The following is a 10939-nucleotide window of genomic DNA, read 5'->3' on the forward strand; positions in this document are numbered from 1 at the left end:
TGGCGATGCACTGCTGCTGACGGGAGAACTCACACCGGAGGCGCGGTTCGGTCCCGCGACCACAGTTTTCCTGGAGGTTGCTGCCGAAACGGTCGAATGCGAGGAGTCGGTGCGGGGCGACGGCCGGTGCCTGCAGGTGCGCGAGATCAGCTTCGACGAGCAGGGACTGCGTGTGGGCACGCCCTCCGAATGGCAGGCCTTCACCGCCGACATCGAGGGATATCAGCACGAGCCCGGCATCCGCAACGTGTTACGCGTCAAGCGCTTCGAGCCCGCGGCCGGGCCAGAACTGCCGCCGGGGACGATCTATGTACTGGATCTGGTGGTCCAGTCGGAGGTGGTTTCAGATTGATGGCTCGCGATGGGGCGCGCGGACACGGACCAGTTCCTTCGGCGGCCAGCGAACCCCAGGGCCCGAGTGAAAACCACATGCGCGATCATTGGAATCAAGAATCGGATACCTATAGTGCATGACATTGCACCAACATTGGCGAGGCGTGCCGGGGCACGCATCACGTGCGACCAACGTCAGGCCGAAGGCACGGCACCAGGCTTCACTTCCCGGAGCACCTCGTCAGCCAGGATCCGATTCTGTTCCTCCACCGCGCGTTCGATCCCCCTGACCAGCGTGGTGAAGGCCTCCGCGGCCGGCGACAGGCTGCGCGATGCGAGAAAGATGAAGCCGTAGTCCAGACGCAGCCACGAAGCGCGGAACGGCACCACCGCAAGCTCGCCGCTGCGCAGCCAGGGTTCGATTTGAACAGGGCTTGCGAGCCCGAAGGCATCGGTGCCGGCGACGATGGTGCGCATGGCGGTGAGGTCCTCCACCAGAATCGGCGGGATCAAGTCGCCGCTGGTCTCGTCGATTCGGCAGTTGCGCGGAAACAGGTGCGCAACGCGGGACGGGATCGGGACACCGGCAAAAGGGTAGGTATCCAGATCGTCTTCCGAGATTGCACTCCGACCCAACAGGGGGTGCCCAGCCCGGCAGAAGAAGAGTACTTCGTGGCGACCGACCGGCTCCACGCGCAGCCCTGGTGCGGTCATCAGATGCCCGATTTCGCCGAAGCCGATGTCGACCTGACGGTCCCGCACCAGCCTTTCCACATCGCGCCAGTTCCGAAGCTGCAACCGGATTTGCAATCCGGGGTGAGATTTCAAAAGCCCAGCCACCGCACGGTTGCCGGACAACTCGGCCGCGTACACGCCCATGGCCACGGAGAGGCGTCCGACGTCCAGGCCCTTCATGAGCTTCATTTCACGTTCGAGCTCGGCCGCCTCGATCAGGATGGTTTCGGCCCGCTGGAGCAAGGCCTCGCCAAACGCGGTTGGGGTGATCTCGCTCGTCTGCCGATCGAACAGCAGCACACCGAGCGACTCCTCGAGATTCTGGATGCTTCGCGAGAGTGCCGGCTGCGAGAGGTTTTGCTCGGCTGCGGCGCGCCGGAAATTGCCGTGGCGCCAGACGGCCAGGGCATGAGCCAGTTGCCGGATCTTAAGGGGCATACATAAAGCGTATCAGTGATCGCAAAAGAATGCATTAGACATGCAGGTTCGGTCTGCAAATACTGCGACATCTGCCTTTGAAAACGGAGGAGTAACGATGCAAGCTCACATGCGCAAGCTGGCCCTCGCGACATGGATATCGCTGGCCGTGGTTGGAATGCCGTTTGCCGCGGTAGGCGAATCTGCGACCGGGACGAATGCCGAACGGCCGCACTTCGATCCAAAGGGCAAACCGCCGTCGCAGCACACGATCGAAATCCTGAATCAGGCACGGGAAACCCTGCCGTTCGACGACACCCGCGATTTCGATGAGAACCGAAAGGGCTTCATCGCGCCGATGACGCAGCGGCAGATTCCCGCGGCGGCGGGCCACATCGCCTGGGACAGGGAGGCGTTCAACTTCATCGACGAGCAGGACCAGTTCGACAGCATCCACCCTTCGTTGCATCGCATCGCGCAGCTGAACCAGAACTATGGCCTCTACGAGGTCGTTCCCGGAATTTACCAGGTGCGCGGCGTGGGCCTGGCCCAGATCACCTTCATTCGCGGCGAGACCGGCTGGATCGCCTACGACGTATTGATCGACGCGGAGACGTCGCGGGCGGCGTGGGACCTGCTGCAGGAGCACATCGGCGAGGGCTTGCCCATCTCAACGATCATCTACTCGCACAACCACGGCGACCACTGGGGTGGCGTGCGCGGCCTGATCACTGACGAGGACGTGGCCTCGGGACGGGTCCAGGTGATCGCGCCCGACGGGTTCATGGACCACCTGGTGTCCGAGAACGTGTTCGCCGGCAACGCGATGAACCGGCGCCTGTTCTATCAGTACGGGTTGTTGCTGCCTCGAGGCCCCTATAGCTATGTTACCCAAGGCCTGGGTCACGGGATTTCGAGCGGTTCCGTTGGGCTAATCGCGCCGACGCGGGAAATCAAGGAGCCGATCGAAGACCTGATGGTGGATGGGGTGCGGATGATCTTCCAGCTGACCCCAGACACCGAAGCGCCGACGGAAATGAACACCTATCTGCCGGACCTCAAGGTGCTGTGGATGGCCGAAAACGTTCAGCAGGGCATGCACAACATTTACACCCTGCGCGGTGCGCCGGTGCGTGATGCCTTGAACTGGTCGAAATACATCAATGAGACCCTGTACCTGTTCGGCCAGGAAGCCGAGGTGATGTTCTCCTCCCACCACTGGCCACGCTGGGGCAACGAGCGCATTCAGGAAGTGCTGCGCGACACGCGGGATGCCTACGCGCACCTGAACAACCAGGCTCTGCATCACGCCAACCAGGGCGTGACCATCAACCAGATTCACAATGTCTACGAGGTCCCGGAGACCCTGCAACAGAAGTGGCATGCCCGCGATTACCACGGCTCGCACCAGAACAACGCGCGTGGCGTGATTCAGCGCTTCCTGGGGTACTGGGATTCCAACCCCGCCACCCTGATCCCCCTGTCGCCTGAAGACTCCGGCCCGCTGTACGTGGAGATGATGGGCGGAGCCGAGCGCATCCTGGCGCGTGGCACGGAGCTGATCAATGAGGGCAAGTACCTGCACGCCACCGAGATCCTGAACCGGCTGGTCCAGGGTGAGCCAAACAACCAGGCTGGCAAAGACCTGCTCGCCGATGCCTTCGAACAGATCGGTTACCAGAAGGAAAACCCCGGACTACGCAACAGCTTCCTCGCGGCCGCCTACGAACTGCGCAACGGCATCCCGACCTCGGCGATCCCGAGCAGCAGCAGCCCCGACGTCATCCGGGTGATGACTACCGGCCAGTTCCTCGACTTCCTCGCCATCCGCATGGACGGTCGCCAGACCCGGGGGATGCAGTACGCCATCAACCTGATTACGCCTGACAACGGCGAGCAGTACGCGATCGAGCTGAGCAACGAGACCCTGACGAATATCGAGGGCTTCCAGCTGCCGAATCCGGACCTGACCCTGACCATCAACCGCTCCGATCTGGAACAGGTGATGATGGGCCAGAAGACCCTGATGGCGATGATCGAGGACGGCACCGCGAAGACCGAGGGCGATCCGACGATCATGGCCCGAATTGGCGCCACGCTGGTCACCTTTGATCCGCGCTTCCCGATTATGCCAGGCACCTATCTTCGCGCGTCGGAGATTCCGGAGGTGGATCCCTACGCTGTGGATTTTGGAGCGCCGATTCCGGAGTAAGGGTCAAAGCCGCCCGGCCCACCCCCGACGCGATCGGGGCAGGGCCGGAGCGGTCTTGTCCCCTCCGGATTATCACCTATGTCCGTACCCTGTGGGAGGCGAGCCCTCTCGGCGACCTGACGGCGGAAAGCCGTCGCCCAGAGGCTGGCCTCCCACAGAGCGTGCCTGGAAACGGCGGCAATCCGACCACCTGCTGGGCTTTGGTGCTAGTCACGTGTCCCCTTGTGTATGTTTTTCCCGCCAATTGCACGGATCTGTGCAATGTTCCAGGAACGCAGCGCACAAGATTCAAAGCATGGCCGATGCATCAGTGATGCCGGTCGAGCTGTCCGGTGTTGATCTCATCGTTGTCGGTGTTGCAGGTCTCATGAAGAAAGGACCATTGAATGGAGACGTACCCATGCGCTTACTGTTGACTGCTGCCGCGATCATCACGCTGGTTCCCGCCGCCTTGGCCGCCGATGTGAAATACCAAGTGCGGGATACGGCGGATCTCGTTGCCGTCTGTGACACCAGCACCCGCGCTCCGGACATTACTACCGCTCTGGCCTTCTGCCACGGCTTTCTGACCGGCTCCGTGCATTTCTACTACGCGGGGGTTCCGGAGTCCTCCCGTTTCGCCTGTGCACCGGACCCGGCGCCGAGTCGATCCGATGTGATGAACGCGTTCGTGAAATGGGCGAAGGCAAGCCCGCAGTACATGTCCGATCCAGCCGTGGAGTCCTTGTTCCGTTACCTCGCGGAGACCTACCCCTGCCCGTGAGGTGGGACCGATCTATCAAGAACAGGAGTGATGGCAATGCGTTCAACACGATTTTTCATCGCGGTTCTCGGCGCAGTCGTCATGCTGAGCGGCTGCGCCGGCATGACGGACCAGGAACAGCGGATGGCCACCGGCGCCGCCATTGGCGGAGCCGCACTGGGTGTCGCCACCGGGAGCTGGGGCTGGGCAGCGGTCGGCGCCGCTGCGGGCGCCGGAACCGGGTACCTGATCGAGGCCCAGCGCGAGCGGGAGCGGGACGCCTTCCGGCGTGGGGTCGAGGAAGGTCGCGTCCAATGAGGCGGCCCCATGCTGCAGAGGACAGCGCCTTCCATGTTGAGCGCGTGGCTATGCGCGGCACGGGCCTGGAGTCCTTGCCCGCGTGCGGATAGGCGTTCTGCTGTACCAAAGGGGCGTTTGAAGTATCCATCAGCACGAGTTGAAAGCGAATGAAGAGAACCCAGGCGATCGCAATCCTTGCTGCGGCCATTGCATGGCAGCCGCTGGCCCTGGCCGATGAATACGAGGGCGCAGCCAAACTAGCCCAGCAGCTTGCCAACCCGGTCGCCGCGCTGATCAGCGTGCCCCTGCAGCTGAACTACAACAGCAACATCGGCCCGGAAGACGATGGGGATCAATGGGTGCTGAACGTCCAGCCCGTGATCCCGTTTTCGCTGAGCGATGACTGGAACCTGATCTCGCGGACCATCGTCCCGATCGTCGGCCAGAGCGACATATTCCCGGGTGCAGGAAGCCAGACGGGTTTCGGTGACACGGTACAAAGCCTGTTCTTCTCGCCGGTGGCACCCACCTCCGGTGGCTGGATCTGGGGCGCGGGACCGGTATTCCTGCTCCCGACCGGGACCAACCGGCTGCTGACCACCGACAAGTGGGGCATCGGGCCTACAGCGGTCGCACTGCGGCAACAGGGGCCCTGGACGAGCGGCATGTTGGGTAACCATATATGGTCGGTAGCGGGTGACAGCGACCGTCGGGACATCAGCACCACATTCCTGCAGCCCTTCCTGTCGTACACCACCCCAACCGCCTGGACCTATACCCTGCAGTCCGAGAGCACCTACGACTGGGAGAACAGCGACTGGCAGGTTCCGATCCGGGGAGTCGTCTCGAAGCTCACCCGTGTCGGTGACCAGATGGTGAGTGTCGGCGCCGGAGTGAACTATTGGCTGGAGAGCCCGGACAGCGGCCCGGAGGGCTGGGGTTTGCGCTTCACCCTGACACTGCTCTATCCCAGGTGAGCCCTTTCCCAATCCTCCCCGTGATGGAACACGAGCAGGCGACGCTGGTCAATGCCTCGCAGAAGGGGCAGGCGCAGAGGTGAGTCGGTGTGCAAGCCGGTGAACAGGATATCGCTGGTGGCCGGCATCTTCGCGACCGCACTTTTACTCGGGGGCTGCGCGGGCTTCGGGGAGGGACTGGTGCGCGCGGTCCTCTCCCAGATGGAGGGCGATCCCGAGGTCGACACCCGCGCCTGTGAGATCCAGGGCGCCCCGTTCGACGGCATCCTGGTCGCGATTCAGTCCCAGGACGGTCAAGGCCGGATCGGGAATGCCCCGACTTCGGAACGTTCCGTGGTCAAGGTGATGGTCGATCCCCTGGTGTACGTTGGTGCGGGCCGGCAAAAGATTCTGAGCGCCATACGCCAGAGCATGTGCTGGGCCTACAGCACCGAGTGGGGTGAATTCCCGGAGGCCCCGGCGCAGTGCCGACAGGATGACCCCCGCTACGGCAGCCGCCTCAAGATGGACCGGTTCTTTTTTGTCACTCACAGCTTGGGCAGCCGGATCGTACTCGACGCCCTGGAAACGACCGCCGACGACCTCTTTGCGCAGCTGGATTCCGATACGGAGACGTCTCCGTTCCTGACGAACCTGCAGCACCACACCGTGACCGTGTTCATGCTGGCGAACCAGCTTCCGCTGCTGCAGGCCGGTTTCGATCCGGTTCCGGTCACCGGGCAGATCGGGGCTTACTGTATGCCCGACGCGCCACTTTATGATCGCAGGATCGTCGCACGCACGCGTGTCATCGCCTTTAGCGACCCCAACGACCTGCTGAGTTACCCGATTCCGGATGACTTCGTCCAATACGGCATCGACTCGCGGCTTTGCCCAACGGTCGTCAACATGTCGCTGAACATCGCGCGGGTCTCGCGCCTGCTCGCCAGGGATGGCTTCGCAAATCCGCTGACCGCGCATACAGGCTACAACGACGACGAGCGCGTGATCGGCTTGATGATCGGCGGACTGGGTCGGCCGGAGACACCACCCGCGGTGACCGAACGCTGCAACTGGATCCAGGTCGAGGAGGCGCTGCGCTGAAGACTGGGTACCCTTTCCGGGTGGACACGGACCCCGATGTTGCGGTGCAATACCATCCGGAAATAGACGGGGGCGACAATGGGCAGTAAAAACATCAAGACGGTCGACCTGGCCTTGCAGGGGGGCGGCGCCCACGGGGCATTGACCTGGGGGGTACTGGACCGACTGCTGGCGGACGAGCGGATCGAGATCGCCACGATCAGCGGTACCAGCGCCGGCGCCATGAACGCTGTGGTGATGGCCGACGGGTTGGATCAAGGCGGTCGCGAGGGTGGCCGGGAGGCGTTGACCACGTTCTGGAAGGCGGTCAGCGATGGGGCCCGCTTTTCGCCCATCCAGCGGTCGCCCTGGGACCGTTTGACCAACAACTTCAGTCTGGACAACTCGCCGGGCTATCTGTTTTTCGAGCAGCTCACGCGGCAGTTCTCGCCGTATGAACTGAATCCACTCAACATCAATCCCCTGCGCGATCTGGTGGCCTCGCTGGTCGATTTCGAGCGGGTCAACCATTGCAAGGTTCTCAAGGTGTTCGTCACCGCCACCAACGTGCGGACAGGCCGTGGCCGCAGTTTCACGCAGCCTCATCTGTCCGTGGATACCGTCATGGCCTCGGCTTGCCTGCCGTTCATGTACCAGGCCGTGGAGATCGACGGCGAGGCCTATTGGGACGGTGGCTACATCGGCAACCCGGCGCTCTACCCGCTGGTGGAGGATCGTGCAACGCGCGATCTCATCGTCGTTCAGATCAACCCGATGGTTCGCGAGGAGCTCCCGCGCACGGGTCGCGAGATCATCAACCGGCTCAACGAGATCACCTTCAATTCGAGCCTGATCAAGGAACTGCGGGCCATCGAATTGCTGCACCAGTTGATCGAGGCGGAGCGCCTCGAATCCGAGCGCTACCGTGATATCTACGTCCACCTGATCCATGCCCATGAAGAGCTCAAGAACCTCGATGCCTCGAGCAAGATGAACGCCGAATGGGACTACCTGACGTATCTCAAGGAACGCGGCCAGGCCTGGGCCGAGAACTTCCTCGAGCATCACTTCGATGATCTGGGGGTGCGTTCCACCTTCGATCTGAAGAGCCTGTTTACCGACAGCTTCAGGCCACCGGATCTGGACGAGGCGACTTCTACCAAACCGCCCAAGGAGCCCAAATCTTGATCGGCATACTCGTCATCGTGATCGCCCTGGGCCTGCTGATGTACCTGGCCTACCGGGGCATCAGCGTCCTGATCCTCGCCCCGGCGCTGGCGACCTTCGCCGTGATTGCCACGATGGACGGCCCGGTGTTGGCGAGCTATACGCAGATTTTCATGGGCTCGGCGGGCAACTTCATCACCCTCTACTTCCCGGTGTTCCTGCTCGGCGCGATCTTCGGCAAGCTGATGGAGGACTCGGGCAGCGCCGGGGTTCTGGCCAATGCGATCATTGCCAGGCTCGGAACCGGACGGGCGATCCTGGCCGTGGTCCTGTCCTGCGCAGTGATGACCTATGGCGGCGTGTCGCTGTTCGTCGTCGCCTTCGCGGTGTACCCGATCGCTGCGGCGCTGTTCCGGCAGGCCGACATCCCCAAGCGACTGATTCCCGCGACCATCGCGCTGGGCGCCTTCACCTTCACCATGACCGCACTGCCGGGGACGCCGGCCATTCAGAACGCCATCCCGATGCCGTTCTTCGGCACCTCGCCCTTTGCCGCCCCGGGTCTGGGCATCATCACCGCGCTGGTGATGTTCGCGCTGGGAATGCTCTGGCTCGAGTACCGTGCGCGCAAGCTGGCCGCCGAGGGCTACGGGGATCATCCCGATGCCGATTTTACGCCCAACAAGGAGTTGCGGGAGCGGGCCGCCGGCGAGGGCTTCGACCTGATGGAACTGCCGGTGGAGCAGCGTCCGGCGGGCCCGCCGCCGGTGTTCATTGCGGTGCTGCCATTGGTGCTGGTGATCGCGATCAACCTGCTGTTCACCTTCGTGATCATCCCGAACATGGACACGGAGTTCCTTGCGCTGCCTCTGTACGGTGAGACCAGTATCGAGGAGGTACGTGGCATCTGGTCGGTGATCGCCGCGCTGGTGCTCTCGCTGCTGGTGGTGATTGCGACCAATTGGAAGCGCCTGCCGAAACTGACCCAGTCCGTCGACAATGGGGCCAACGCCTCGCTGCTGCCGATCTTCAACACCGCGAGCCTGGTCGGCTTCGGCGCTGTCATCGCCTCGCTGGCGGCCTTCGTGCTGATTCGCGACACGGTGGTCGGTCTCGGTGGCGACAACCCCCTGATCTCGCTGGCCATCGCCGTCAACGTGCTCGCCGGCATGACCGGCTCGGCCTCGGGCGGCATGAGCATTGCGCTGTCGACGCTCGGTGACACCTATCTGGAGATGGCGTATGCGCAGGGCATCAACCCGGAACTGCTGCACCGGGTCACCGCCGTGGCCACTGGCGGCCTGGATACGCTCCCGCACAACGGCGCCGTGATCACGCTGCTGGCCATCACCGGCCTCACGCATCGGCAGGCGTACTTCGATCTCGCGATGACGGCCATGCTCGCACCCTTCCTCTCGCTGATCGTGCTGATCACACTGGGGACACTGTTCGGCAGCTTTTAGCTGATCTGTCAATGGTCGCTTAGGGGCGACTTGAGACCCTGATGCCCGGCGGGTGCGATGGGCCGCGGCCGCTGCACGACCGGTACCGCTACACCAAGGGCGGCGCGCCCACGCACGACAGGGTGGTCGCGGGGGCTGGCCGCCGCTGTGGGGGACTGGGTGATCCCCGGCGTCGAATAGCGGGAGCAAGCTCCCGCACTCCATAAGTCCGAAGCGTAGAGGCGGGGTCGTGACTTTCACAGTAATATACAACGCCCGCCCAGCAAGGAGCTTTCAATGCGTCGCGCCGGTCTCTCTGTCCTGACTCTGGTATCCCTTCTCGTGGCTGCACCCGTCGCGGCCGAAACCCTGGATCGCCTGCGGGACAGCGGCGAGATCCGCCTCGGGCACCGGACTGATGCCATACCCCTGTCCTATGTCGATGCGGACGGGCAGCCGCAGGGCTATTCCGTGTTGGTCTGCCGGGCCCTCGTGGCAAAACTCGCCGACACGCTGGGTGTGGAAAAGCTGACACCGGTGTGGGTTCCCCTGGATGCGCAGAACCGCTTCGACGCGGTAGCCGAGGGCCGCGTCGACCTGCATTGTGGTGCGGCGACCATTACCCTGAGCCGTCGCGAGCGGGTCGACTTCTCGATTCCCACCTTCGTCGATGGCACCGCGGTGTTACTCGCAGGCGAGGGGGATACCGCGTTCGAGGATCTCGCCGGCAAGCGCCTGGGTGTGCGCGGTGCGACCACCACCGAAGAGATCCTGCGCAACTCCCTCGAGGCGGAGGGGCTGGAGGCCGAAGTGGTCCCGTTCCGAACCTTCAGGGAGGGCGTCGCAGCCCTGTCCAAGGGTGACATCGATGCCTTCTTCGGCGACCAGTCGCAGTTGTTCGGTCTTGCCAGCTCGGGCGACCTGCCGGAGGGGCTGCGCATTTCCGAGAACACCCTGACCGTCGAGAAGCACGGTCTCGTGCTGCAGCGGGGCGACAGCGACTTCCGGCTGGCCGTGGACCGGGCGTTGAGCGCGATGTACCAGGACGGTGAGATGGCTCGCATCTTCCGCGCCGGGATGCCGGGTATCGAGCCCGGGGTGGCCCTGAAGATGCTGTTCATCCTGGCCCCGGAAGTGTTCTGACAGCCCACGCTGTCAGGGCCGTTGTCGCGGCCGGCGCAGAGCCCTTTCTACGGAAGCCGTTTTCCCAGCAGGAACCGATTTCGCCGATTCATGCTGCCGTATCGGTACCTACGGCTCCGGCCCTGTCGCATGAATAGGACGCATGGTGATGTGCTGGACATCTGGCGTGCGGAACTGGGTCAGAAACCGGGCGTGCGTATCGAGCACACCGCGGCTGCAGTCGGTACCGTGACAGCCGTCGATACAGACACACGTATCGTGACGATCCGGGGTGTCGAGCGTACGGTCGTCCTCGAGGTCTCCGAGGAAATCGACCTCGACACGATCAGCGTGGGTGATGACGTCAATGCGCTCTTTCAGGAATCCATCGCCATCAGCGTAGAGCCGGCACCCGCGGGAGAATGACCAG

11 protein-coding genes are annotated in these 10939 nt (G+C 63.3%); 10 read left to right on the forward strand and 1 reads right to left on the reverse strand.

Translation table 11 applies throughout. The annotated features are described in order from the left end of the window. The coding region (locus EA346_RS03000) for a DUF4377 domain-containing protein (protein WP_296755473.1) at positions 1-352 on the forward strand (352 nt) is incomplete at its 5' end. Positions 353-528: 176 nt separating this feature from the next. On the opposite strand, the gene EA346_RS03005 is transcribed toward EA346_RS03000, so the two are convergent. Next, positions 529-1506: a LysR family transcriptional regulator gene (locus tag EA346_RS03005; RefSeq protein ID WP_296755476.1), complete on the reverse strand. Its 978-nt coding sequence runs from the start codon at positions 1504-1506 to the stop codon at positions 529-531. Positions 1507-1603: 97 nt separating this feature from the next. On the opposite strand from EA346_RS03005, the gene EA346_RS03010 reads away from it, so the two are divergent. The 9 genes from EA346_RS03010 (at position 1604) to EA346_RS03050 (ending at position 10935) form a co-directional block, all read left to right on the forward strand. After that, the gene (locus EA346_RS03010; protein ID WP_296755479.1) at positions 1604-3697 is read left to right on the forward strand and encodes an alkyl sulfatase dimerization domain-containing protein; all 2094 of its coding nucleotides are present in this window, start codon (positions 1604-1606) and stop codon (positions 3695-3697) included. A 400-nt stretch (positions 3698-4097) separates the two neighbouring features. Continuing rightward, entirely contained in the window at positions 4098-4460 is a 363-nt protein-coding gene (locus EA346_RS03015; protein WP_296755482.1) for a Rap1a/Tai family immunity protein, read from the forward strand. 36 nt (positions 4461-4496) lie between these two features. Then, positions 4497-4757, forward strand: coding sequence for a hypothetical protein (locus tag EA346_RS03020; protein WP_296755485.1), 261 nt, complete (start codon positions 4497-4499; stop codon positions 4755-4757). 149 nt (positions 4758-4906) lie between these two features. Beyond that, complete coding sequence (locus EA346_RS03025; RefSeq protein WP_296755487.1) at positions 4907-5716, forward strand: transporter; 810 nt, start codon at positions 4907-4909, stop codon at positions 5714-5716. A 99-nt stretch (positions 5717-5815) separates the two neighbouring features. Continuing rightward, a complete protein-coding gene (locus tag EA346_RS03030; protein WP_296755489.1) occupies positions 5816-6799 on the forward strand; it encodes a hypothetical protein in 984 nt (327 codons plus the stop codon). Between the two features lie 78 nt (positions 6800-6877). After that, complete coding sequence (locus tag EA346_RS03035) at positions 6878-7966, forward strand: patatin-like phospholipase family protein (RefSeq protein ID WP_296755492.1); 1089 nt, start codon at positions 6878-6880, stop codon at positions 7964-7966. Next, entirely contained in the window at positions 7963-9408 is a 1446-nt protein-coding gene (locus EA346_RS03040) for a GntP family permease (protein ID WP_296755494.1), read from the forward strand. Before EA346_RS03035 ends, EA346_RS03040 begins: the two co-directional genes overlap by 4 nt. 321 nt (positions 9409-9729) lie before the next feature. Next, positions 9730-10530: an amino acid ABC transporter substrate-binding protein gene (locus EA346_RS03045; RefSeq protein WP_296755497.1), complete on the forward strand. Its 801-nt coding sequence runs from the start codon at positions 9730-9732 to the stop codon at positions 10528-10530. Between the two features lie 129 nt (positions 10531-10659). Further along, complete coding sequence (locus EA346_RS03050; protein WP_296755499.1) at positions 10660-10935, forward strand: hypothetical protein; 276 nt, start codon at positions 10660-10662, stop codon at positions 10933-10935. Positions 10936-10939 lie beyond the last annotated feature (4 nt).

The sequence above is a fragment of the Thioalkalivibrio sp. genome (assembly GCF_007692535.1).
Lineage (GTDB): Bacteria > Pseudomonadota > Gammaproteobacteria > Ectothiorhodospirales > Ectothiorhodospiraceae > Thioalkalivibrio.

What these genes read in the sequence shown, in the direction of transcription:
- EA346_RS03005 (WP_296755476.1), bottom strand. Translation starts at nt 1,506, where the DNA reads ATGCCCCTTAAGATCCGGCAACTGGCTCATGCCCTGGCCGTCTGGCGC.
- EA346_RS03010 (WP_296755479.1), top strand. Translation starts at nt 1,604, where the DNA reads ATGCAAGCTCACATGCGCAAGCTGGCCCTCGCGACATGGATATCGCTG.
- EA346_RS03015 (WP_296755482.1), top strand. Translation starts at nt 4,098, where the DNA reads ATGCGCTTACTGTTGACTGCTGCCGCGATCATCACGCTGGTTCCCGCC.
- EA346_RS03020 (WP_296755485.1), top strand. Translation starts at nt 4,497, where the DNA reads ATGCGTTCAACACGATTTTTCATCGCGGTTCTCGGCGCAGTCGTCATG.
- EA346_RS03025 (WP_296755487.1), top strand. Translation starts at nt 4,907, where the DNA reads ATGAAGAGAACCCAGGCGATCGCAATCCTTGCTGCGGCCATTGCATGG.
- EA346_RS03035 (WP_296755492.1), top strand. Translation starts at nt 6,878, where the DNA reads ATGGGCAGTAAAAACATCAAGACGGTCGACCTGGCCTTGCAGGGGGGC.
- EA346_RS03050 (WP_296755499.1), top strand. Translation starts at nt 10,660, where the DNA reads ATGAATAGGACGCATGGTGATGTGCTGGACATCTGGCGTGCGGAACTG.